The sequence below is a fragment of the Microbacterium sp. LjRoot205 genome, from assembly GCF_056175745.1.
On sequence record NZ_JBGFFH010000013.1, the window covers coordinates 20,075 to 43,755 of the forward strand.

Sequence of the window (23,681 nt, forward strand, 5' to 3'; positions counted from 1 at the left end):
CCCGTCGTCGTCAGCGCGCGAGAGTCAGGGACGACCGCGAAGCACTGCCTGCTTGACCTCGGCGATGGCCTTGGTGACCTCGATGCCGCGGGGGCAGGCCTCGGAGCAGTTGAAGGTCGTGCGGCAGCGCCAGACGCCTTCCTTGTCGTTGAGGATGTCGAGACGGACCGCAGCGTTGTCGTCGCGGGAGTCGAAGATGAAGCGGTGCGCGTTCACGATCGCCGCGGGTCCGAAGTACTGACCGTCGGTCCAGAAGACGGGGCACGACGAGGTGCACGCGGCGCAGAGGATGCACTTGGTCGTGTCGTCGAAGATCTCGCGATCCGCGATCGACTGGACCCGCTCCTTGCCCTTCTCCGGCACCGAGTTCGCGACGAGGAACGGCTGCACCTCGCGGTACGACGCGAAGAACGGCTCCATGTCGACGACGAGGTCCTTCTCGAGCGGCAGGCCCTTGATCGCCTCGACGTAGATCGGCTTCGAGATGTCGAGGTCCTTGATCAGCGTCTTGCACGCCAGGCGGTTGCGGCCGTTGATGCGCATCGCGTCAGAGCCGCAGATGCCGTGGGCGCACGAGCGGCGGAACGTGAGCGAGCCGTCGACCTCCCACTTGATCTTGTGCAGGGCGTCGAGGACGCGGTCGGTCGAGTACAGCTCCACGTCGTAGTCGACCCAGTGCGGCTCGGAGTCGATCTCGGGGTCGAATCGACGGATGTTGAACGTGACGATGAACGACTGGATGCCCGTGTCCTGCGTCGTGTCTGCGGGAGCTTCGGCGATGGCGTTCGACATGCTCAGTACTTCCTCTCCATCGGCGGGTAGTTCAACTCGCCCTGCTCGTTCTTCGTGAACACGACCGGCTTCCAGTCGAGCTTGATGTGATCGCTCGGAGTGGAGGAGTGCGGATCGCCCGTGAGATAGGCCATCGTGTGCTGCATGTACTTCTCGTCGTTGCGGGTGGGGAAGTCGTCGCGCATGTGGCCGCCCCGGCTCTCCTCACGGTTCTGCGCGGCATAGACGACGACCTCGGCGATGTCGAGCAGGAAGCCCAGCTCGACGGCCTCGAGCAGGTCGGTGTTGAACCGCTTGCCCTTGTCGTCGACGTGCACGTTCATGTAGCGGTCGCGCAGTTCCTTGATGACGCCGAGCACGTGCTCGAGCGACTCGTGCGTGCGGAAGACCTGCGCGCCCTTGTCCATCTCGTCCTGCAGCGCCTTGCGGAGCACGGCGATGCGCTCGGTGCCCTGGTTGTTGCGCAGGCCCTCGAGCATCCCGGAGACGAACCCGGCGGGGTTCTCCGGAAGCGGCACGAATTCGGCGGTCTTGACGTACTCCACCGCATTGCGGCCTGCGCGCTTGCCGAACACGTTGATGTCGAGCAGCGAGTTGGTGCCGAGACGGTTGGCGCCGTGCACCGAGACGCAGGCGCACTCGCCGGCGGCGTAGAGACCCGGGACGACGGTGGTGTTGTCGGCGAGAACCTCTGCGTCGTTGTTCGTGGGGATGCCGCCCATCGCGTAGTGGGCCGTCGGCATCACCGGCACGGGCTCGACGACCGGGTCGACACCCAGGTACGTGCGGGCGAACTCGGTGATGTCGGGCAGCTTGGTCTCGAGAACCTCGGCACCCAGGTGAGTGCAGTCCAGCAGCACGTAGTCCTTGTGAGGACCGGCGCCGCGGCCTTCGGCCACCTCCTGCACCATGCAGCGGGCGACGATGTCGCGAGGTGCGAGGTCCTTGATCGTCGGGGCATAGCGCTCCATGAAGCGCTCGCCCGAGGCGTTGCGCAGAATGGCTCCCTCGCCGCGGGCGCCCTCGGTGAGGAGGATGCCGAGTCCGGCCAGTCCGGTCGGGTGGAACTGGAAGAACTCGAGGTCCTCGAGGGGGAGGCCCTTTCGCCAGACGATGCCGACACCGTCACCCGTGAGGGTGTGCGCGTTCGAGGTCGTCTTGAAGATCTTGCCGAAGCCGCCGGTCGCGAAGATCACGGCCTTGGCCTGGAACACGTGCAGCTCACCGGTCGAGAGGTCGTATGCGACGACGCCCGAGATCTGGGTCTTGCCGTCGGCGTCCTTCACCGTGAGCAGGTCGAGGACGTAGAACTCGTTGAAGAAGTTGATGCCGAGCTTGACGCAGTTCTGGAACAGCGTCTGCAGGATCATGTGACCGGTGCGGTCGGCGGCGTAGCATGCGCGGCGCACCGGGGTCTTGCCGTGCTCGGCGGTGTGGCCGCCGAATCGACGCTGGTCGATCTTGCCCTCGGGCGTGCGGTTGAAGGGGAGACCCATGTTCTCGAGGTCGATGACCGCGTCGATGGCCTCTTTGGCGAGGATCTCCGCTGCATCCTGGTCGACCAGGTAGTCGCCGCCCTTGACGGTGTCGAAGGTGTGCCACTCCCAGCTGTCCTCTTCGACGTTCGCGAGCGCAGCCGCCATCCCGCCCTGCGCCGCACCGGTGTGCGACCGCGTCGGGTAGAGCTTGGAGATGACCGCGGTCTTCGCGCCGGAGCCTGCCTCGATGGCCGCTCGCATGCCGGCGCCGCCGGCGCCCACGATCACGATGTCGAACTGGTGGTAGTGCACGCCGTCGCGCACGACGGAATCCTGGGTCTCGGTAGTCACTTCTCGTATGCCTTCTCTTCTACTTGCCCAGCGTCTGGCACTGTTCCCACAGTGTGCTCGACTCGGTCACGCCGAGGCACGGGTCGAACGTGAAGACGACCAGGGTGCCGAGGATGATGAGCAGGGCTGCGGCCAGGCCGAGGGCCCAGATCAGCGCCTTGCGAGCGGTGTTGTTCGTCACGTAGTCGTTGACGATCGTGCGCATGCCGTTGGCGCCGTGGATCAGCGCGAGCCAGAGCATGAGGACGTCCCACCACTGCCAGAACGGCGTGGCGAACTTTCCGGCGATGAACGCGAAGTCCAGGGCGTGGATGCCCTCGCCGACCATCAGGTTGATGAACAGGTGCCCGAAGATGAGCACGACGAGCACGAGGCCGGAGGCGCGCATGAAGAGCCAGCCCCACTTCTCGAGGTTGAATCCGCGCTGACGGCGGACAGGGGCTGCGACGGTCTGAGCGGTCATCAGTGTCCTCCTCCGAAGCCGGCGAACGCGAGCATCAGGTGACGAGGCACGAAGCCCGCCATGATGATGCCCCACACAAGAAGCACGCCCCAGAACAGCTGGCGCTGGTACTTGGCACCCTTGGACCAGAAGTCGACGGCGATGATGCGGAGGCCGTTCATCGCGTGGAACACGATGCCTGCCACCAGCACGACCTCGCCGAGCGCCATGATCGGGTTCTTGTACGTGCCGATGACGGCGTTGTACGCCTCGGGGGAGACCCTGATGAGTGCAGTGTCGAGCACATGCACCAACAGGAAGAAGAAGATGGCGACTCCGGTGATGCGGTGAAGCACCCACGACCACATGCCTTCGCGACCCCGGTAGAGGGTGCCGCGTGGCGTCTTGGAAGTGGTTTCCGAAATCGACGGTGTCAAGCGAGCGCTTGTGGACACGGTCGTCCTCCCTGGATCGAAGTGACTCGGTCGCGTGCAGTGCGTCTTCCAAGCGTGAGCCTGCTGTCATCAGGCACGGCCGATCGGACACCATCCTATTCCCGTGAGACGACTGCGGGCGACGAAGGGGAGCCTAAGTGTCTCGATGTCGAGACTTTCCGTGGGGATACCCTGGCAAGGTGAGCCAACCCATCGAGAACTTCTACGCCGTGATCCCTGCCGGCGGAATCGGCAGCCGACTCTGGCCTCTCTCCCGAGCGGACGCGCCGAAGTTCCTGCACGATCTCACGGGTTCCGGGCACTCCCTGCTGCGCGACACGTGGGACAGGCTGGAGCCCTTGGCCGGGGCCGACCGGATCGCCGTGGTCACCGGCCGGGCCCACCGCGCGGCGGTGGAGGCGGAGCTGCCCGGAATACCGGATCTGAATGTGTTCCTGGAGTCGGAGCCGCGCGAGTCCGCGGCGGCGATCGGGTTGGCGGCCGCAGTCCTGCATCGGAGAGACCCCGACGTGATCATCGGCTCGTTCAGCGCCGACCACGTCATCCGCAGCACGCGTGTGTTCGAGTTCGCCGTCCGCGACGCCGTCGAGGTCGCGCGCGAGGGATACATCTGCACGATCGGCATCTCTCCGACCGAGCCCGCGATCGGCTTCGGCTACATCAAGAGGGGCGCGGAGCTCCTCGTCGAAGGGGCGCGCGAGGCCGCCCTGGTCGAGAGCTTCGTCGAGAAGCCCGACCTCGAGACCGCCAAGGCCTACTTCGCCGACCGCGGCTACCTCTGGAACGCCGGAATGTTCATCGCCAAGGCGAGCGTGCTGCTCGATGAGCTCGCCGCGAACGAGCCGGCCCTGCACGCCGGGCTGCTCGAGCTCGCCGAGGCATGGGACGACCGTGAGCGCCGCGGCCCCGCCGTGGATCGGATCTGGCCCGGGCTGAAGAAGATCGCGATCGACTACGCGGTGGCTGAGCCGGCTGCGCGACGCGGACGCCTCGCGGTCGTGCCCGGGCACTTCGACTGGGACGACGTGGGGGACTTCGCCTCCCTCACCAAGCTCATCAACAACGGTCGGAAGAACGACCTCGCCGTGCTCGGGCCGAAAGCCCGGGTGCTGTCGGATGCTGCCAGCGGGATCCTGGTCAGTCAGACCTCTCGCGTGATCAGCCTGATCGGCGTGAAGGACATCGTGGTGGTCGACACGCCAGACGCTCTGCTCGTCACGACGATAGAACATGCGCAGCGGGTGAAGGGTGTCGTCGAGTCCCTGAAGCTGACGGGGCGGAGCGACGTGCTCTGATGAGCACGCACCGTCGCTCATCGGCTGTCTTGGTTTCAGGTTTGTAACCATTCGCCAGCGCTTCGCCCTCGTGCATGCACAAAAGTCGAAACACTAGGTAACTTTGAGCGATCCGCGAGGGCCGCGGCACCGTTCAGGAGGCATGAGTTGACCATCTCCACCACCAAGAAGCTGCTCGGCGCGACCATCGCCGCTGGCGTCGTCTTCGCACTTGCCGGCTGCGGCCAGGCTCCCACCGAATCGGGCGGCACCGGCGGCGGCGAGGCTGACTCCGACTTCATCCCCTGCCTCGTCTCGGACGCGGGCGGCTGGAACGACAAGTCGTTCAACCAGTCCGCCAAGGAGGGCATGGACCGCGCAGCGGAGACTCTCGGCGTCAAGCCGATCGAGTTCGAGTCCGCCAACGACAACGACTACGCGCCCAACCTCGAGACCGCTGTCTCGGAGGGCTGCTCGCTCATCGTCGCAGTCGGCTTCAAGCTCTCCGCCGCGACCGTCGAGTCCGCTCTCGCCAACCCCGAGATCGACTACGCGATCATCGACGACTATGCCGACAACGACTTCGACGGCACCACTGATGCTCCCAACATCAAGCCCCTCGTCTTCGACACGGCTCAGGCCGCCTACCTCGGTGGCTACGCCGCCGCCGGCTGGTCTGCTGCATCGGGCGTGAACAAGGTCGGCACCTTCGGCGGAATGCAGATCCCGTCGGTCGCCGTGTTCATGGACGGCTTCCAGCTCGGCGTCGAGAAGTACAACGAGGACAAGTCGGGCGCCGTCGAGGTCTTCGGCTGGGACGCCGCCACGCAGAAGGGCTCCTTCACCGGCGGCTTCGACGCGAACGACACCGCCAAGCAGACCGCTCAGGGCGTGCTCGACCAGGGCGTCGACGTGATCCTCCCGGTCGGTGGACCGATCTACCAGAGCGCTGCGGCGGCCATCGCCGACAGCGGCAAGGACACGCTGCTGGTCGGCGTCGACAGCGACCTCGCGGTGGCCGATGAGAGCGTGGCCGATGTCACCCTCTTCTCGATCATGAAGGCCATCGACGTCGCCGTCGAGGACGCGACCGTCGCCGCATCCGAGGGTGACTTCGACCCGGCTCCCTACATCGGCACGCTCGAGAACGAGGGCGTCAAGCTCTCGGGCTTCGGTGCCTTCGAGGGCGACCTGCCCGACGGGCTGCTCGATGAGATCTCGGCTCTGCAGGAGCAGATCATCTCGGGTGACATCACGGTGGAGTCGGAGAACTCCCCGTAAGCAGTTCACATCCATGGCGGGGCGAGTGGTGCAAGCGGCCACTCGCCCCGCGCCGTGGACGGACGATGACGACTGTTCGCGGCGCATCCGGGCGATCCCCGTGCGATGCGCCGGAGATTCTTCGGACTCTTCTGGATGACACTTCTGGATAAGGTGCAGATATGAAGCTCGAACTTCGCGGTATCACCAAGCGGTTCGGAACCCTGGTGGCCAACGACCACATCGACCTGGTCGTCGAGCCGGGGCAGATCCATGCGCTGCTCGGCGAGAACGGTGCAGGCAAGTCCACTCTGATGAACGTCCTCTACGGGCTGTATCAGGCCGACGAGGGCGAGATCCTCCTAGACGACGTCGTCCAGCGGTTCCGCGGCCCCGGCGACGCGATGAACGCCGGCATCGGAATGGTGCATCAGCACTTCATGCTCGTCCCCGTGTTCACGGTGGCGGAGAACGTCATGCTCGGCCACGAGCAGACCAAGGGCCTGGGCACCCTCGACATCACGAAGGCGCGTGAGCACGTCCGCTCCGTCGCCGCCCGCTTCGGCTTCGACATCGACCCTGACGCCATCGTCGGCGACCTCCCCGTCGGCGTGCAGCAGCGGGTCGAGATCATCAAGGCGCTCTCGCGCGATGCCAAGGTCCTGGTCTTCGACGAGCCCACCGCTGTGCTCACGCCGCAGGAGACCGACGAGCTGATGGGCATCATGCGCCAGCTGCGGGACGAGGGCACCGCGATCGTCTTCATCACCCACAAGCTGCGTGAGGTGCGCGAGGTCGCGGACACGATCACGATCGTCCGCCTCGGCCGCATCGTCGGCGAGGCATCGCCCACGGCGACCAACGCCGAGCTGGCCTCTCTGATGGTCGGACGTGCGGTCGAGCTCACCGTGCACAAGGACCCGCCGCGCCTCGGCGAGGGCGGCCTCGAGGTCAAGGGACTGCGCGTGCTCACCTCCGCGGGGGCGATCGTCGTCGACGGCATCGACTTCTCCGTGCGCCCTGGCGAAGTGCTCGCCGTGGCCGGAGTGCAGGGCAACGGGCAGACCGAGCTGGTCGAGGCCATCGTCGGCCTCGCGGCCAGGGTCGAAGGATCGATCACCCTCGGAGGCACCGAACTGGTCGGCAAGAGCGTGCGAGCGATCCTCGACGCGGGTGTCGGCTTCGTGCCCGAGGACCGCACCGAGGATGGACTCGTCGCAGGCTTCTCTGTCGCGGAGAACTTGATCCTCGACCGCACAGGCGACGAGGAGTTCAGCCGGGGCGGGACCATCCGGCGATCGGCGCTCGAGGACTTCGCCCGCGCACGGATCAGCGAGTACGACATCCGCACGCAGGGCCCGCACACCGCGGCAGGCACCCTCTCAGGAGGAAACCAGCAGAAGGTCGTGATCGCCCGCGAGATGAGCCGCGAGCTCAAACTGCTCGTCGCCGCGCAGCCGACCCGTGGAGTCGACGTCGGCTCCATCGAGTTCATCCACAAACGGATCATCGAGACCAGAGACGCGGGCATCCCCGTCGTGGTCGTCTCGACCGAGCTCGACGAGGTGGCGGCTCTCGCCGACCGCATCGCCGTCATGTACAGAGGCACGATCGTCGGGATCGTTCCCGGCGACACCCCGCGCGAGACGCTGGGACTGATGATGGCGGGCGCCGCCGAGGGAGAGGTGGCCGCATGAGCGGTACGACGCCACACGGGAGCGACTCGGTGGGACGGGGTTCCGCCGATCAGCTCTCGGTGAACACGACCACGACGCCGCGCGATACGGGCGAGGTTCCGCCGCCCCCGCGCGGCAACGTGATCCTGAAGGAGATGCTCCGCGGCAGCGCCGTCACGACGATCCTCGCGATCTTCCTGGCTCTGGTCGTCGGCGGCATCCTGATCGCCTTCACCAACGAGGACGTGCTGGAGGCATCCGGCTACTTCTTCCAGCGTCCGAGCGACACCTTCGCCGCGATCTGGAACGCGGTCTACAACGGCTACGAGGCGCTCTTCCGCGGAGCGATCTTCAACGCACGCGGTGCGGACTTCGCGGCGCAGATCCGCCCGTTGACCAACACGCTGGGCTTCGCGGCGCCCCTGATCGCCGCCGGTCTCGGCGTCGCCCTCGCCTTCCGCGTCGGCCTGTTCAACATCGGTGCGCGCGGTCAGATGCTCATCGGCGTGGCGGCCGCTGGTCTCCTCACCTTCCAGCTCGACCTGCCGTTCTGGCTGCACATCCCGGTCACCCTGATCGCCGGCATCGCCGGCGGAGCGCTGTGGGGCGCGATCGCCGGTCTGCTCAAGGCGCGCACGGGCGCCCACGAGGTCATCCTCACGATCATGCTCAACTACGTGGCGTACTACCTGCTGCTGTGGATGATCCGCACACCCGGTCTGCTGCAGAAGCCCGGCACGAACCAGGCCCTCGGCTACGCCACCCCTGAGAGCGCGCAGTTCCCCGAGCTCCTCGGGCCGCAGTTCCCGCTGCTCGACCTCGGGTTCGTGATCGTGATCATCGCGACCCTCTTCGTCTGGTGGCTGATCGAGCGCTCGTCGCTCGGAATGCGGATGCGCGCCGTGGGTGAGAACCCGCACGCCGCGCGCGCGGCCGGAATCAGCGTGCAGCGCGTCTACGTCTACGCGATGCTCCTGGCCGGTGCTCTCGCCGGTCTGGCCGGCATGAACCAGGTGCAGGGTGCGGTCACGACCGGTATCACCGAGACGATCGACGCCGGGATCGGCTTCGACGCGATCACCGTCGCCCTGCTCGGCCGCAGCCGTGCATGGGGCACCTTCGCGGCGGGCATCCTGTTCGGCGCCCTGAAGGCGGGCTCGTTCTCGATGCAGGCGCAGGACATCCCGGTCGACATCGTGCTCGTCGTGCAGTCGCTCGTCGTGCTGTTCATCGCCGCGCCGCCTCTGCTGCGCGCAGTGTTCTTCCTGCCGAAGTCCGACCTCGAGAAGGCGGCCAAGGCGAGAGCCAAAGCCACGAAGAAGGCGGTGACCGCATGACCTCCCTCGTCCAGAGCGAAGCCGCCGACGGAACCGTGCAGCTCGCCACCGTGCGCGAGCGGCACCTGAAAGCGCCGATCGTCCTCGCCGCAGCCACCGTGCTGCTGGCGCTCCTCTTCCTGCTCGTGCCACGCAGCGGCACCAGCAGCTTCCGCCTCAACGACCCGTCGTCGCCGTTCGCGCTGCCCGACGTGGCGCTTCCGACCGGGCCGACCAGCTGGGTCGTCATCGTGATCCTCGCGCTGCTGTCGGTGCTCGCGTTCCTGCGGGCGTGGACGTACCGCAAGCCGTCGATCTGGCTGGTGATCGCCTTCAGCGTGATCGCCGTCTTCGGGTTCCTCGTGTGGGCGGGCGCCGGTGGCCTCGTTCCCGTCAGCAGCCTGCTCTTCGGAGCCGTCTCCCTCTCCGTTCCCCTCGTGTTCGGCGCCCTCGGCGGCGTCATCGGCGAGCGGGCGGGCGTGGTCAACGTCGCGATCGAAGGCCAGCTGCTCCTCGGCGCGTTCTCGGCCGCGCTGCTCTCGAGCGTCACMGGCAGCCCGTTCATCGGACTGCTGGGTGCGATGCTCGGCGGCGTGCTCGTCGCCGCCGTGCTGGCCGCGTTCGCGATCAAGTACCTCGTCGAGCAGGTCATCGTCGGCGTGGTGCTCAACGTGCTCGTCAGCGGTCTCACCGGGTTCCTCTACGGCGCGCTGCTCGCACCGAACGAGGCCGAGCTCAACACCCCGGTGCGCTTCAGCCGCATCGAGATCCCGCTGCTCAGCGACATCCCCATCATCGGTCCGGTGCTCTTCAACCAGACGTTCATCGTCTATCTCATGTTCATCACCGTCGCCATCGTCGCCTGGGGCCTGTACCGCACGAAGTGGGGGCTCCGGGTCCGCGCCGTCGGCGAGCACCCGCAGGCGGCGGACACGGTCGGCATCAAGGTCAACTCGACGCGGTTCTGGAACGTCCTGCTCGCGGGCGCGATCGCCGGCATCGGCGGCGCGTACTTCACGCTCGTCTCGGTGCCGCAGTTCGGCAAGGACATGACGGCCGGTCTCGGCTTCATCGCCCTCGCCGCCGTGATCTTCGGACGCTGGGATCCGATCCGCGCGACGCTCGCGGCCCTGCTCTTCGGCTTCGCGACGAACCTGCAGAACCTGCTGTCGATCCTCAAGACACCGATCCCCGGCGAGTTCATGCTGATGCTCCCGTATGTCGTGACGCTTCTCGCGGTCGCCGGTTTCGCCGGTCAGATCCGCGGGCCGGCGGCCAGCGGCAAGCCGTACATAAAGTCCTAGGAGAGACATGACCGACATCGACTGGGACGAGCTTCGCCAGGTCGCGACAGACGCCATGACGAAGGCCTATGCGCCGTACTCGCGGTACCGCGTGGGAGCCGCCGCCCTCGTCGGCGACGGTCGCATCGTCGCGGGCTGCAACGTCGAGAACGCGTCGTACGGGGTGACCCTGTGCGCCGAGTGCGCGCTGGTGGGTGACCTGCACATGTCCGGTGGCGGCCAGCTCGTCGCCTTCGTGTGCGTGAACAACGACGGACAGACGATCATGCCGTGCGGCCGCTGCCGCCAACTGCTCTACGAGCACGCGATGCCCGGGATGCTGCTGGAGACCGTCTCCGGCATCCGGACCATCGATGAAGTGCTGCCGGATGCGTTCGGCCCCCGAGACCTGGAGGACGCCCGATGAGCGTTGAACCCTTCGACGCCGTCGATGTGATCCGTGCCAAGCGTGACGGAGGTGCCGTGCCAGAGAAGGCACTGCGCTGGATGGTCGACGCCTATACGCGCGGCTACGTGTCGGACGCGCAGATGGCCTCGTTCGCGATGGCCGTCTTCCAGCGCGGCATGGAGCGTGACGAGATCCGCGTGCTCACCGACGCCATGATCGCCTCGGGGGAGCGGATGAGCTTCGCGACCCTCGGCAAGAAGACGGTCGACAAGCACTCGACCGGAGGAGTGGGCGACAAGATCACCCTGCCGCTCGCACCGTTGGTCGCGGTGTTCGGCGTGGCGGTGCCGCAGCTCTCCGGCCGAGGACTCGGCCACACCGGCGGCACGCTCGACAAGCTCGAGTCGATCCCCGGCTGGCGTGCCGCGCTCAGCAATGAAGAGATCTTCGCGCAGATGCAGGGCGATGTGGGCGCGGTGATCTGCGCCGCAGGTTCGGGTCTCGCTCCCGCAGACAAGAAGCTCTATGCGCTGCGCGATGTCACCGGCACGGTCGAGGCGATCCCGCTGATCGCGTCGAGCATCATGTCGAAGAAGATCGCCGAAGGCACGGACGCGCTGGTGCTCGACGTGAAGTTCGGCTCGGGCGCGTTCATGCAGGACATCGATCGGGCACGCGAACTCGCGCGCACGATGGTCGCCCTCGGAACCGACTCCGGCGTCGCCACGACGGCACTGCTCACCGACATGAACGTGCCCCTCGGGCGAGCGATCGGCAACGCCAACGAGGTTCGCGAGTCCGTCGAGGTGCTGGCAGGCGGAGGCCCCTCCGACGTCCGCGAACTGACGATCGCCCTGGCGCGCGAGATGCTCGCGCTCGCAGGACAGCCGGATGCCGATGTCGAGGCCGCTCTCGACGACGGACGTGCGATGGACGGCTGGAAGGCCATGATCCGCGCGCAGGACGGCGACCCCGACGCACCGCTGCCGACGGCACGCGAGACGCACGTGGTCACCGCTCCCGCCGACGGCGTGGTGTCTCAGATGGACGCGCTGCCGTTCGGCATCGCGGCGTGGCGTCTCGGTGCAGGACGCGCGCGGGCCGAGGACCCGGTCATCTTTGAAGCCGGCATCGATCTGCACGCCAAGCCCGGCGACCGCGTCGTGGCCGGCCAGCCGCTGTTCACCCTCTCCGCCGCTGATGAGGCCAGGTTCCCTCGCGCGCTCGAGGCCCTCGAGGGCGCATGGGCGATCGGCGACGAGGCTCCGGCCGCCGGTCCGATCGTGCGCGAGCGCATCACGGCCTGATCCGCGGACCGCTAGCCTGAACACAGCGAATCCGCGACCGAGAGGAATCCCCATGTCGATCGACGCGAACGGCGATGTCACCATCCAGGGAGCGTCTCTGCGCAGCCTGCCCAAGGTGTCCCTGCACGACCACCTCGACGGCGCAGTGCGCCCGTCGACCATCGTCGAACTGGCGGATGCGATCGGCGTCGATGTGCCGGAGTCGAACCCGGCCGCTCTCGGCAAGTGGATCGCGAAGAAGAGCGACTCGGGTTCTCTGGTCGAGTACCTCAAGACATTCGATCTGACGACCGCGGTCATGCAGACGACGGAGGGGCTGACCCGCGTCGCACGCGAGTTCGTGCAGGACCTCGCGACCGACGGAGTGATCTACGGCGAGGTGCGCTGGGCGCCCGAACAGCACCTCACCCGCGGTCTCTCGCTGGAACAGGCTGTCGAGGCCGTGCAGCAGGGCATCGAGGAGGGCGAGGACGCCGCTGACCGCGACGGCCACAGCATCCGCGTCGGCCAGCTGATCACAGCGATGCGTCACACCGACCGCTCTCGCGAGATCGCAGAGCTCGCGGTCGGGTTCCGCGGACGCGGGGCCGTCGGATTCGACATCGCCGGCCCGGAGGACGGATTCCCCGCCTCGAACCATCGAGCCGCCTTCGACTACCTGGCCGAGAACTTCTTCCCCGTCACGGTGCACGCGGGAGAAGCCGCCGGTTCGGCCTCGATCCGTTCGGCGCTCATCGATGGGCGAGCTCTGCGCCTCGGCCACGGCGTGCGCATCGCCGAGGACCTGCAGGTGATCACCCAGGAGGGCGACGAGGTGCAGGTGCAGTTCGGCGACCTCGCCCGCTGGGTGCGCGACCGCGAGATCCCGCTCGAGCTCTCGCCGTCATCGAACCTGCAGACCGGGGCGATCGCTGCGTGGGGCGACACCCTCGCCGATCATCCCTTCGACCTGCTCTACCAGCTCGGTTTCGCCGTCACGGTGAACGTCGACAACCGCACGATGAGCGCCACGTCTCTCACGCGCGAGCTCGCCAACCTCGTCGAGACGTTCGAGTACGACCTCGACGATCTCGAGACCTTCCAGTTCAACGCCGCGGCCGCAGCCTTCCTGCCCGTCGAGGAGCGCGAAGAGCTCGTGGAGATGATTGCCGACGGATTCGACATCTAGATCATGGCTTCCGGGGGGAAGCGACGCCGCATCGGGGTCGCACTGATCATCAGCGCCGTCGTCGTGCTCGCGGCAGGCGCGACAGCAGCATACGCCTGGTCGACGCGAGCGCCGGAGGAGAGCGTTCCGCGCGCCGGTGCGGACGTCATCGAGCGTCCGCTGACACCCGCTCAGCAGCTGCTCGCCGATGCCGACGATCCGCTGGCGTGCGCGGTGAGCTTCTTCGGCGAGGGGGCCCCGGCCGAGCCCATGCTGCAGAGGCAGGACGCCCTCTACGCGGCGCTTCCGATCCCCGTGCAGGATGGGCGGGTGTTCGCGGGGTGGTACACCACCGAGGCGGATGCCGCCGCATACACCGTCGCCGCGCGGGTGAACGGCGCCGATCCCGTCGCCTGCGTCGATCAGCAGACCGAACTGTTCGCCGGGTGGACGACCCCCGAGGCGAACGCCGCTGCCGATGTGCAGGTGCCGATCCTGATGTACCACCAGTTCACGACGAACCCGGACGGCGAGACGGGGTGGCTGCGCGGCAACTACGCGTACATCGGCGACTTCGACGCGCAGATGACTCACATCGCGACGACGGGGTTCTATCTTCCGACCTGGGACGAGCTCAGCGCGTTCATCGACGGGCGCCTCTCGCTGCCCGCCCGCTCGGTGATCATCACCGACGACGACGCCGACCAGACCTGGTTCGATCTGGCGGTTCCGGTGATCGAGCGGAACAAGCTCCTGTCGACGTCGTTCATGATCACGGCCTACCGGCAGGATCCGCCGCCGTCGATCTACGTGCTGCGCCGTTCGCACACCCACGACATGCATCAGGCCGGCGAGAACGGCAAGGGCCGGATGACGAACTGGACGGCCGACGAGATCGCGGCCGACCTGAATCTCTCAGGGGATGTGCTCGGGGTGCGCGAGGTGATCGCGTATCCGTTCGGGCACTACAACGACACCGCGAAGCAGGGTGTCGCACAGGCCGGCTTCGAGATGGCCCGCACCATCGAACCCGGGTACGTCGAGATCGGCACCGACAAGCTCGCGCTGCCGGTCGTGCGCATCGACTACGGAATGGGTCTGGACTCGCTGATCAAGCGGATCGGCTGATCAGGCGGCCGCACGGGGCAGGATGGAGCCATGACCGCATCCGTCTTCATCGCAGGCCCCGTCTCGTGGAACTCGATCGTCGTGCTCGATCGCCTGCCGGAGCCCGTGCCCCACATGCAGTTCGCCGAGGACTCGTGGGAGACGACCGGCGGCACGAGTGCCGGAAAGGCGCTCAGCCTCACCGCGCTCGGACGCCCCACGCTGCTGTACGCGGTGAGTGCGGAGGACGAGCCGGGTCAGCGCGTGCGGGGTGCTCTCGAACGGGCAGGTGTGCGCACCCTGTGGGGTGAGGGAGACGTCACGGAGCGCCATCTCAACCTCATGACCCGTCGCGGCGAGCGCGTGTCGCTCTATCTCGCGTCGCCCTCGGCGACCGGCGGTGCCGATGACGCTGCTCTGGTCTCTGCGATGCGAGAGGCCGATGCGATCGTGCTCGACCTCGCGGCGGAGCCCCTGAGGCTCCTTCCCGCGGCCAGCGCCACCGGGCGCCCGATCTGGGTCGACGTGCACGACTACGACGGCGAGGCCGACTTCCACACACCGTTCCTCGATGCGGCGGACATCGTGTTCTGCAACGCCGACCGCCTCGCCGATCCGGTGGCGTTTCTCCGTTCGCGCATCTCGGCGGGAGCGTCGCTCGCAGTGTGCACGCTCGGCGCGGAGGGCGCTGTGGCGATCGATGCAGACGGCGTGGAGCACCGCGTCGCGGCCGTGCCCGTCGACATCGTCGACACGAACGGCGCCGGCGACGCCTTCCTCGCCGGTGTGCTCGACGCCCGGCTCTCCGGCGCCGACGTGCCGTCGGCTCTCCGCGCGGGCGCGCGGACGGCGTCGGGGGTGCTCGGCACCAGGCACCTGCATCCGCTGCTCGATCCCGTGATCGTCTGACACTGGGGGCCTCGGACGCGGGCGGAGAGCCGATCAGCCCTGGGAGAGCTCAGCCATGAAGGGGTTCAGGAGATCGGCGACCTCGGCATGCATCTCGTCGTCCGCGATGGTCGGCGTCCCGTCGCCGGCCTGAGGGCCGTAGTCGCCGAATGACGCGTGGGATGCGCCCTCGATCTCGACCATCTCGGCGTCGGCGGGGAGCAGGTCGCGGGCCGCGTCGATCTTCTCGGGCGTCGAGAGCCCGTCTTCGCTGCCCGAGATGCTCAGCACTGCGAGGTCGGTGTCGGAGACATCGTTCGAGCAGTACGACCCGAACAGCACGAGCGCATCGGCGTCTGCGGCGAGCTGGCACGCGCGCACGCCGCCCAGCGAGTGACCTCCGACCGCCCACTCGTCGATGTCGGGAGCCGCCGACGTGAAGGAATCCAGGCCGCGCAGGTCGAAGAACGCGAGGTTCAGCCACGGGCGGGTGATCACGACCGTCACGCCCTCCTCGGCGAGGCTCTGCAGGATCGCGGCATACGCCCACGGGTCCACCTTCGCCCCGGGGATGAACACCAGACCCGTCTCGGACTCGCCGTCGGCGGGGGCGAGGACGATTCCCTGCTCGGCGTCGTCGACGTGGATCGCCGGGTTCTCCCGGACGCTCGCCAGCGGTGTCTTCTCGGCGGGCATCACCCCGATCTGGCTCCAGGCGACGATGCCGCCGATTCCGAGCACGAGGACGGCGACGAGTCCCCAGACGATCACTTTCAGGACACGACGGCCACGGTTCTTCTGCACGGATCAAGGCTAGAGCCTGCGCATGTGAACTGCCTCTGCCGCGAGGATCAGGGCCGCCGCCCCGTCTGGTCTTCCAGCGCGTGCTTCTCGCGGCGGACGGCACCGCGGTAGGCGTCCTTGTTGACGTAGTAGGCCATGCGGTCGAGTCCGAGGTAGCGATAGCCACCGGTGACATCGGGCCACGGCTGCGAGGTCACCCGGTCTCGGAACCGGGTCGCGGTGTCCGGGTCGTGCTCGAGGGCGTCGAGATAGGTCGCCAGCAGGTCGGCCTGCTCGTATCGTCCCTGCCAGCCGATGCCGGATGCCTCGATCATTCCCATCACGTACAGGCCGTTGAACGAGGCGGGGAAGATGTTCAGGAACAGCCGAGGGGCCACGCCGCGCCAGTGCAGGTGCGCGCGGTCGACGAACGGATAGTCGAGCGTGTAGCCGGTCGCGAGGAGCACGAGGTCGTAGTCGTCGGCCGTGCCGTCGCGGAACCGCACGGTCGAGCCGTCGAACCGGTCGATGTCCGGGCGGATGCGCAGGTCGCCCTGGCCGAGGTGGTTGAGGATCATGGTGTTGACGATCGGATGCGATTCGTAGATGCGATAGTCGGGCTTCGGGAAGCCGAAGCGCACCGGGTCGCCGGTGAATGCCCGCAGCACGCGGCTGTCGACGGCCTGCTTGATGCGTGCGGGCAGCGGACGACCCTGGTTGAGGGTGTCGCTCGGGCGACCGAAGAGATACCGCGGGACGAAGTAGTAGCCGCGACGCACACTCATGTCGACGGACGCGGCGTGATGCACGGCATCCACCGCGATGTCGCAGCCCGAGTTGCCCGCGCCGATCAGGAGCACGCGCCTGCCCGCGAGCTGGGCGGGGGACCGGTAGGCGCTGGTGTGCATCAGCTCACCGCTGAAGGTGCCCGGGAAGGCGGGGATGTTCGGTTCGGCCAGAGTGCCGTTCGCGAGCACGACGCCGGCGTACCACCTGGTGTGCTCGCCCTCGGGGCCGTCGCTGGTGAGGTCCCAGCCGCCGCCCTGCGGTTCGAGACGGGTGACCCTCGTCTCGAACCGGAAGCGGTCGGTGAGCCCGAAGTGGTCGGCATAGTCGCGGAAGTACTGCCGCAGCACGCGGTGGCCCGGGTAGTCGACCGTCGATCGCAGGGGGAACTCGGTGAATTCGGTGGTGGTACGTGAGGAGATCAGGTGCGCCGACTCGTACATGGTGCTGCGCGGGTTGTCGATGTCCCAGAGTCCACCGACCCCTGCCGCGGCCTCGTATCCGTCGACGCCGATCCCACGTCTCGTGAGCGCTCGGGCGGCAGCGAGTCCTGACGGCCCCGCGCCGATGACGGCGTATCTGTTCATGCTGCTCCCGCACCTCGCTGTGCGCGCACCTGCGCCCTCCGCCGATCGTATCGGCAGAGGGCGCAGGCGATGCGTGCAGCGGCGCTCAGGAGGCGTTCAGAGCCGTCTGACGCGAGACGACGGCGTCGCGAACCGCAGGGAACAGCGGGTGCTCGGGATCCAGTCCCGTCGTGCGTGAGGTGAAGGCGAGAGCGTCTTCGGTGCGCAGGGCCTCCTGCATCTCGACCGCCTGTTCGTCGTCGGGCGATTCGAACTCGAGCGCGGCGGTGACGGCGCCAACCAGTGCGATGGTGGAGAGTCCTCGCTCGGCGGCCATCGCCGCGGGGCCGATGAACCGCTCGTGCCGCGAGATCTTGCGCAGCGGCTGTCGTCCGACGCGCTGCACGGTGTCGACGAGCGCGGGATTGCGGAACCGCTCGAGGATCGTCGCGCGGTACTGGGCGAGCTCGGCGGGGTCGAGGCCGTGCTCGGCGACCAGGACCGCGGAGGTCTCTTCGAGTGCAGCCGACACGCGAGCGGCGATGTCGGGATCCGCCAGCGCGTCCGAGATGCGCTCGATGCCGGCACGAGCGCCGAAGTAGGCCGTCGCGGCGTGCCCGGTGTTCACCGTGAAGAGCTTGCGCTCGATGTAGGGCGCGAGGTTCTCGACGAAATGCGCTCCGGGGATCTTCGGCAACGCGCCGCCGAAGGCCTCCGACTCGATCGCCCACTCGAAGTACGGCTCGACAGTGACATCCACTCCGCCGTCCGCGGGCTGTCCCGGCACGATGCGGTCGACTGCGGTGTTCGCGAACACCGCGCGGGAGAGCAGCTCTTCGGCATCCACACCCGCCGCCTTCTCGATCTCGGCGCGAAGGGTGTCGGTCGCGCCGATCGCGTTCTCGCACGCCATCACCTGCAGCGGTGCGGCGCCGGCCGAGCGGCGGGCGAGCCCTGCCACGATCGTCGGAGCGACGAAGCGGAGGACCGTCGGCCCGACGGCAGTCGTGACGACATCGGCGGTCGCGACCTCGTCGGCGACCGTCTCCGGGTCGGTCTTGCTGTTCACGGCGCGGAAGCCCGTGACCACGTGGTCGGTGCCGCCGGGACCGGCTTCGTGCACGGTGTACGAGTCGACAGCGTTGATCGCATCGACCAGGGCGTCGGCGACGTCCGAGAAGACGACCTCGTAGCCGCCCTCGTGCAGCAGCAGGCCGACGAAACCGCGGCCGATGTTGCCCGCTCCGAAGTGGACGGCCTTCATCAGTCGTTCACCGCCGAGAGGAGTGCGTACAGCTCGTCCGGGGTCTGCGCGGCATTCAGCTTGGCGACGTCGTCCTCGTCGGAGAAGAGGATCGCGATCTGCGAGAGGATCTCGAGGTGCTCGTCGCCGCGTCCGGCGATGCCGATCACGAAGGTCGCGGGCTCACCGGCCCAGTCGACGCCGCCGTCGTAGCGCACGACCGAGAGAGCCGAGGCGAGGATCGCATCCTTGGTGTCGTTCGTGCCGTGCGGAATCGCCAGACCGTTGCCCATGTAGGTCGAGACGGTCTCTTCGCGCTGACGCATCGCGTCGACGTAGGCGGGAGTGACGGCATCGACGGATACGAGGATGTCAGTCGCCTCCTGCAGCGCCTCCTGCTGAGTGCTGGAGCCTGCGTGGATGCGGACCTGGTCGAGGGTGAGAACGCTCATGGTGATTCCTTCTTTCTGAGAATGTGGGGGCGGGGCGGATGCCGTGGCACCCGCCCCGCCCGGTCTGTCACGCGCCGGAGTCGCGCTGCTCGCGCACCATCTCGACGACCTCTTCGTACTTCGGAGAGTTCATGAAGTTGTCGACCGACACGTGGATCGAGTTCGGCGACTGCGCCTGCGCCCGGTCGGTCAGCTGCTGCTGCGTGATGACCAGGTCGGCGGTGCCGTCGAGGTTCGCGATGGCCTGGTTCGTGACGGTGACGCCCTCGACCCCTGCCTTCTTGAACTTGTTGCGCAGCACGCTCGCGCCCATAGCCGACGAGCCCATGCCGGCGTCGCAGGCGAACACGATGTTCTCGATGCGGCGGTCGGTGGCGACACCCGCGCCCGCACCGGCGGCTGCGCCGGCAGCACCCGCGCCGGATGACGCGCGGAGAGCGTCCATCGCGGCGGAGGACTTGCCCTTGTTCGCCTCGGTCTGTGCGATCGCGTCGCCGAAGCTGTCTCCCTCGGCCTCGAGGTCGCGCTTGCGCGATGCGCGCAGGATGACGCCGGTGATGAGGAACGTCACGACGGCGGCGATGACCACCGAGAGATACACGACCAGCAGGTTGCCGACACCGCCTCCGACGGCCGCCGCCGTGACGGCGATGATGCTGCCGGGTGCTGCCGGGAAGGCCAGTCCGCCACCCAGGACCATGTTCGTCGTGACACCGGCCGCGCCACCTGCGATCAGCGCGAGGATGGTGGTCGGCTTGCTCAGCGCGTACGGGAAGTAGATCTCGTGGATGCCTCCGAAGAACTGGATGATCGCCGCACCCGGGGCCGAGGCCTTCGCCGCACCGACGCCGAAGAACGTGAAGGCGAGCAGCAGGCCGAGGCCGGGACCGGGGTTCGCCTCGATGAGGAACAGGATCGACTTTCCGGTCTCAGCCGCCTGCTCGATGCCGAGCGGCGTGAACACACCGTGGTTGATGGCGTTGTTGAGGAACAGCACCTTGGCGGGCTCCACGATGATCGAGACCAGCGGGAGCAGGTTCAGGGAGACGAGCCAGTCGACGGCGCCGCCGAGCACCGCACTGATGCCGAGCATGACCGGGCCGAAGGCGAAGAAGCCGAGGATCGCCAGGACCATGCCCAGGATGCCGGCGGAGAAGTTGTTCACCAGCATCTCGAAGCCGGGGCGGATCTTGCCGTCCCACAGCCGGTCCATGCGCTTGGTGATCCAGGCCGCGATCGGTCCCATGATCATCGCGCCGAGGAACATCGGGATGTTCGTGCCGACGATGACACCCATGGTGGCGATCGTCGCCACGACACCGCCGCGCTCGCCGTAGACCATGCGGCCTGCGGTGTTGGCGATGAGGAGCGGGAGCAGGTAGGTGACCATGGGGCCTACCAGGCCGACATACGCCAGAACGTTGCCGTCGGCGCCCTCGGCGACCGCGGTCATCGCACCCTGCCAGCCCAAGACGGCGGAATCGCCACCGCCTCCGACGATCTCGGCGACGCCGGCCCAGTGCCAGCCGAAGGGACTCTCCGCTCCGAAGAAGCCCTTCGGGATGAACAGCATGGTGATGAATCCCCACGCGATGAACGCGGCGATGTTGGGCATGATCATTCCGGACAGGAACGTGCCGAAGCGCTGCACGCCCGTTCGGAGGCCGCCTGCCTTCGTGGCGGCCGGTGACGTCGTCGTCATGATGTCGTCTCTTTCTGGTGAGGGGGGAGGGATGCCGCGGCGTCAGCCACGGCGAGGCGAGCACCGGCGGCGTCGTCGGCCGCCAGTGCGAGTTCGGCGAAGTTGCGGGCTTCGTCGAGAGTGTGCTGCGACAGGGTGTGCCGCACGTCTGCGAGGGCTGACGGCGCCATGGAGAGACTCGTGGCGCCGAGCCCCACGAGCACGACGGCCAGCATCGGGTCGGCGGCAGCCTCACCGCAGATCCCGACGGGTTTGCCGAGGCGGGCTCCTGCTGTGCCGACCTCGCGCACGAGCCTGAGCACGGCGGGGTGCCACGGGTCCTGGAATCCGGCGACGGAACCCAGCATGCGGTCGGCGGCCATCGTGTACTGCGTGAGGTCGTTCGTGCCGATCGATGCGAAGTCCGCATGCGCGAGGATCCGGTCGGCGAGCAGGGCGCTGGACGGGATCTCGACCATGACGCCGGCGGTCTTGAGGCCGTACTCGCGGGCGAGCGCGGTGAAGTACTCGGTCTCCTCGACCGTCGCGACCATGGGCGCCATGACCCACAGGTCGGCCTCGGTGGCGGCATCCGCCTCTGCCAGCGCGGTCAGCTGCTCGCGCAGGATGTCCTCGCTCGCTCGGAGCGCGCGCAGTCCGCGCAGACCGAGCGCGGGGTTCTCCTCATGCGCATCGTTGAGGAAGGCCAGCGGCTTGTCGGCACCGGCATCCAGCATCCGCACGACGACCTTCTGGCCGGGGAAGGCCGCGAGCAGTTCGCGGTACGACTCGCGCTGCTGCTCGACGGTCGGCGCCTGGGCCGATGAGAGGAACAGGAACTCGGTGCGGAACAGCCCGACGCCCTCGGCCCCGCGTTCGACGGCATCGGATGCGTCTGCAGGTTTCCCCAGATTCGCCAGCAGCGGGATCAGCGTGCCGTCGGCGAGGGCGCCGGGGGTAAGCGGTGCGGCGTCCGCCGAGCGGCGGGCGGCTGCGCGCTGTTCAGCGCGCGTCTTCTCGTCGTCGGAAGGATCGACGGTCACGATCCCGGCGGCGGCATCGACGATGACATGGCTGCCGGTGACGAGGTCGGATGCGGATGCCGCGCCGACGATCGCGACGATGCCCTTCTCGCGGGCGAGGATCGCCGTGTGCGAGGTGGGTCCGCCGTCGAACGTGACCAGAGCCAGCACCTGATCGAGGTTCAGCAGCGCGGTGTCCGCCGGGGCGAGGTCGCGGGCGACCAGGACGAACGGATGCCCCGGGTCGGGGACCCCTGGCGCATCGACGCCGCGAAGGCGGGCGAGCACGCGCTGGGCGATGTCATCGAGGTCGGCTGCACGCTCTCCGAGGTAGCCCCCGACGGCTTCGAGCGTCGCGCGGAAGCCCGCGAACGCGTCGTGCACGGCCCATTCGGCGGTCGCGCCGTCGTCGATGCGCGTGTCGACCTCGTCCTGCAGCGTCGGGTCCTCGGCGATCATCGCCTGCGCTTCGAGCACCTCCTGCGCCGAGCCGCCGGCCGCCTCACCGCGTGCGGTGAGCTCCTGGGCGACTGCGGCGACGGCCTCGCGCACCCGTGCGCGCTCAGCATCGATGCCCTGGGTGCTGGGGGTGTTCTCGGGAGCGGGCAGCGCCTCGGTCATCCGCACGACGACGCCCTGGGCGACCCCGAGACCGATCCCGACTCCTCTGAGCTCGCTCACGCTCCGGCGTCCTGGTCATGGTCGGTCGTGAGCAGCTCGGTGAGCGTGTCGAGCACGCCTTCGGCGCTGTCGCCCTCGGCGGTCAGCGTGACGTAGTCGCCGTGCTCGATCGCGAGCGCGATCACCCCGAGGATGCTGGCCGCGTTGACCGCCTTGCCCGAGTCCTTCGCGATGGTCACGGGAATCCCCGAGTCCTTGGCGGCCTGCGCGAACAGCTTCGCCGGACGGGCGTGGAGTCCATGGGATGAGCCGATGCGGACGGTGCGGGAGACGGTCATGATGTTCCTTTCGGGGTGTTCCTGGCGTCGGCGACGATCGACCGCGCCAGCGCGAGCGTGCGGGTGCCGTCCCGGTCGGCGAAGACGTCGTCGGGGAGCACTGCCACCCGAGCGGGTGCGGCACGGCGGATCGCTTCGAGGCGATCGGCGAGATGAGGACCGATGAGGATGAGGTCGTGGTCGCTGCCGGCGACGGACTGCTCCATGCCGGCGGCTGCGTCCCAGTCGAGGCCCGCTTCCGAGGCCGCACGGCGGAGTCGTTGCGCGACGAACGTGCTCGACGCACCGGCGCCGCACACCACGAGGATCTTCATCGATGCTCACCTTTCCTGAGAACAGTCTGGGAAGAGTCGGGGTGCGGTCGCCAACAGGTTCCTTTCCGCCCCTGCGGAACATCGGTTTCGGAGCGGGCCCCCCGCCTTCCTGACATCATGGAAGTCACGTCAGGACAGTGCAGTCGGCACGGAGGAGGGAGCATCATGTCGCGACAGCGCCAGGACCAGCTCCTGTCGTCTCTGCTCCGACAGGAGAAGTGGGTGACGGCAGCGAACCTCGCGGATCAGCTCGGCGTCACCCCGCGCAGCATCCGCTCGTACGTCGCCGCCCTGAATGCGAGGACCGGAGCGGCGGATGCCGTCGAATCGGGCCCGGCCGGGTACCGCGCCGGGTCAGGGGCGCGGAACGCGTTGCGCGCCCGTCAGAGCGGTGAGTCCGCTCCGCGCGACCGCCTGCACGGTCTCGTGCGCACGCTGCTGGATGTGCCGGACGGCGTCGACGTCTTCACCACGGCCGAGGCGCTGCACGTGAGTGAGGCCACTCTCGAAGCCGACCTCGCCCGCGTGCGCGCTCTGATCGACGGCACCGATCTCACCCTCGAGAGAGACCGGGAGATCGTGCGCCTCCGCGGCAACGAGGCGGCACAGCGGCGCCTGCTGTCTCGGCTGGCGCACGACGAGATGGACGCCGCGTCGTTCCACCCCGAGACGTTCCGGCGAGCGCTCGCC

23 protein-coding genes are annotated in these 23,681 nt (G+C 68.0%); 11 read left to right on the forward strand and 12 right to left on the reverse strand.

The window, feature by feature from the left end; all coding sequences use genetic code 11:
* Positions 1-24: 24 nt before the first annotated feature.
* Genes AC04ME_RS18500 through sdhC form a run of 4 tightly spaced genes read right to left on the reverse strand, consistent with a single transcriptional unit; the run spans position 25 to position 3,518 of the window.
* Positions 25-792 (reverse strand): succinate dehydrogenase iron-sulfur subunit, encoded by a 768-nt coding sequence (locus AC04ME_RS18500; protein ID WP_042540321.1) that lies wholly within the window; start codon positions 790-792, stop codon positions 25-27.
* 2 nt (positions 793-794) lie between these two features.
* The gene (gene sdhA / locus AC04ME_RS18505) at positions 795-2,621 is read right to left on the reverse strand and encodes a succinate dehydrogenase flavoprotein subunit (RefSeq protein ID WP_042540323.1); all 1,827 of its coding nucleotides are present in this window, start codon (positions 2,619-2,621) and stop codon (positions 795-797) included.
* A gap of 19 nt (positions 2,622-2,640) precedes the next feature.
* Positions 2,641-3,084, reverse strand: a complete 444-nt coding sequence (locus AC04ME_RS18510) for a succinate dehydrogenase hydrophobic membrane anchor subunit (protein ID WP_042540324.1) — start codon at positions 3,082-3,084, stop codon at positions 2,641-2,643.
* Positions 3,084-3,518 (reverse strand): succinate dehydrogenase, cytochrome b556 subunit, encoded by a 435-nt coding sequence (gene sdhC, locus AC04ME_RS18515; protein ID WP_072591539.1) that lies wholly within the window; start codon positions 3,516-3,518, stop codon positions 3,084-3,086. The genes AC04ME_RS18510 and sdhC overlap by 1 nt, the downstream gene beginning before the upstream one ends.
* A gap of 179 nt (positions 3,519-3,697) precedes the next feature.
* Between sdhC and AC04ME_RS18520 the strand changes: the two genes are divergently transcribed.
* The 10 genes from AC04ME_RS18520 to AC04ME_RS18565 all read left to right on the forward strand — a co-directional run bounded on the left by AC04ME_RS18520 (position 3,698) and on the right by AC04ME_RS18565 (position 15,206).
* The gene (locus AC04ME_RS18520) at positions 3,698-4,813 is read left to right on the forward strand and encodes a mannose-1-phosphate guanylyltransferase (protein WP_042540325.1); all 1,116 of its coding nucleotides are present in this window, start codon (positions 3,698-3,700) and stop codon (positions 4,811-4,813) included.
* 147 nt (positions 4,814-4,960) lie between these two features.
* Positions 4,961-6,073 carry a BMP family lipoprotein gene (locus AC04ME_RS18525; protein WP_056373402.1) on the forward strand — a complete coding sequence of 371 codons (1,113 nt, stop codon included), beginning with the start codon at positions 4,961-4,963 and terminating at the stop codon, positions 6,071-6,073.
* A gap of 161 nt (positions 6,074-6,234) precedes the next feature.
* On the forward strand, positions 6,235-7,749 hold the full coding sequence (locus AC04ME_RS18530) for an ABC transporter ATP-binding protein (RefSeq protein WP_042536468.1): 1,515 nt from the start codon (positions 6,235-6,237) through the stop codon (positions 7,747-7,749).
* Positions 7,746-9,065 carry an ABC transporter permease gene (locus AC04ME_RS18535; protein WP_042536469.1) on the forward strand — a complete coding sequence of 440 codons (1,320 nt, stop codon included), beginning with the start codon at positions 7,746-7,748 and terminating at the stop codon, positions 9,063-9,065. Before AC04ME_RS18530 ends, AC04ME_RS18535 begins: the two co-directional genes overlap by 4 nt.
* Positions 9,062-10,348: an ABC transporter permease gene (locus tag AC04ME_RS18540; protein ID WP_042536470.1), complete on the forward strand. Its 1,287-nt coding sequence runs from the start codon at positions 9,062-9,064 to the stop codon at positions 10,346-10,348. Before AC04ME_RS18535 ends, AC04ME_RS18540 begins: the two co-directional genes overlap by 4 nt.
* 7 nt (positions 10,349-10,355) lie before the next feature.
* Positions 10,356-10,754 carry a cytidine deaminase gene (locus AC04ME_RS18545; protein ID WP_042536471.1) on the forward strand — a complete coding sequence of 133 codons (399 nt, stop codon included), beginning with the start codon at positions 10,356-10,358 and terminating at the stop codon, positions 10,752-10,754.
* Entirely contained in the window at positions 10,751-12,043 is a 1,293-nt protein-coding gene (locus tag AC04ME_RS18550) for a thymidine phosphorylase (protein WP_042536472.1), read from the forward strand. Before AC04ME_RS18545 ends, AC04ME_RS18550 begins: the two co-directional genes overlap by 4 nt.
* A 52-nt stretch (positions 12,044-12,095) precedes the next feature.
* The gene (locus AC04ME_RS18555) at positions 12,096-13,211 is read left to right on the forward strand and encodes an adenosine deaminase (protein WP_309690014.1); all 1,116 of its coding nucleotides are present in this window, start codon (positions 12,096-12,098) and stop codon (positions 13,209-13,211) included.
* A gap of 3 nt (positions 13,212-13,214) precedes the next feature.
* Positions 13,215-14,318: a polysaccharide deacetylase family protein gene (locus AC04ME_RS18560; RefSeq protein WP_309690012.1), complete on the forward strand. Its 1,104-nt coding sequence runs from the start codon at positions 13,215-13,217 to the stop codon at positions 14,316-14,318.
* Positions 14,319-14,348: 30 nt separating this feature from the next.
* The gene (locus AC04ME_RS18565) at positions 14,349-15,206 is read left to right on the forward strand and encodes a carbohydrate kinase family protein (protein WP_475436514.1); all 858 of its coding nucleotides are present in this window, start codon (positions 14,349-14,351) and stop codon (positions 15,204-15,206) included.
* Positions 15,207-15,239: 33 nt separating this feature from the next.
* Here AC04ME_RS18565 and AC04ME_RS18570 read toward each other — a convergent pair whose 3' ends face one another.
* From AC04ME_RS18570 to AC04ME_RS18605, 8 genes are all read right to left on the reverse strand, one after another.
* Positions 15,240-15,989, reverse strand: coding sequence for an alpha/beta hydrolase (locus tag AC04ME_RS18570; RefSeq protein ID WP_475436516.1), 750 nt, complete (start codon positions 15,987-15,989; stop codon positions 15,240-15,242).
* Between the two features lie 47 nt (positions 15,990-16,036).
* A complete protein-coding gene (locus tag AC04ME_RS18575) occupies positions 16,037-17,341 on the reverse strand; it encodes a flavin-containing monooxygenase (RefSeq protein ID WP_475436518.1) in 1,305 nt (434 codons plus the stop codon).
* An 85-nt stretch (positions 17,342-17,426) separates the two neighbouring features.
* Positions 17,427-18,584 (reverse strand): mannitol-1-phosphate 5-dehydrogenase, encoded by a 1,158-nt coding sequence (locus AC04ME_RS18580; protein WP_042536478.1) that lies wholly within the window; start codon positions 18,582-18,584, stop codon positions 17,427-17,429.
* Positions 18,584-19,015: a PTS mannitol transporter subunit IIA gene (locus tag AC04ME_RS18585; protein ID WP_341954635.1), complete on the reverse strand. Its 432-nt coding sequence runs from the start codon at positions 19,013-19,015 to the stop codon at positions 18,584-18,586. Before AC04ME_RS18585 ends, AC04ME_RS18580 begins: the two co-directional genes overlap by 1 nt.
* A 67-nt stretch (positions 19,016-19,082) precedes the next feature.
* Complete coding sequence (locus tag AC04ME_RS18590; protein ID WP_309690003.1) at positions 19,083-20,717, reverse strand: PTS mannitol transporter subunit IIBC; 1,635 nt, start codon at positions 20,715-20,717, stop codon at positions 19,083-19,085.
* Positions 20,714-22,339 carry a phosphoenolpyruvate--protein phosphotransferase gene (gene ptsP, locus AC04ME_RS18595; protein ID WP_376708843.1) on the reverse strand — a complete coding sequence of 542 codons (1,626 nt, stop codon included), beginning with the start codon at positions 22,337-22,339 and terminating at the stop codon, positions 20,714-20,716. The genes AC04ME_RS18590 and ptsP overlap by 4 nt, the downstream gene beginning before the upstream one ends.
* Positions 22,340-22,395: 56 nt before the next feature.
* Positions 22,396-22,677: an HPr family phosphocarrier protein gene (locus AC04ME_RS18600; RefSeq protein ID WP_042536481.1), complete on the reverse strand. Its 282-nt coding sequence runs from the start codon at positions 22,675-22,677 to the stop codon at positions 22,396-22,398.
* On the reverse strand, positions 22,674-22,991 hold the full coding sequence (locus AC04ME_RS18605) for a PTS sugar transporter subunit IIB (RefSeq protein ID WP_042536482.1): 318 nt from the start codon (positions 22,989-22,991) through the stop codon (positions 22,674-22,676). Before AC04ME_RS18605 ends, AC04ME_RS18600 begins: the two co-directional genes overlap by 4 nt.
* A gap of 165 nt (positions 22,992-23,156) precedes the next feature.
* Here AC04ME_RS18605 and AC04ME_RS18610 point away from each other — a divergent pair.
* Positions 23,157-23,681 (forward strand): HTH domain-containing protein (locus tag AC04ME_RS18610; RefSeq protein WP_475436520.1); only part of this gene is annotated, 525 nt, incomplete at its 3' end.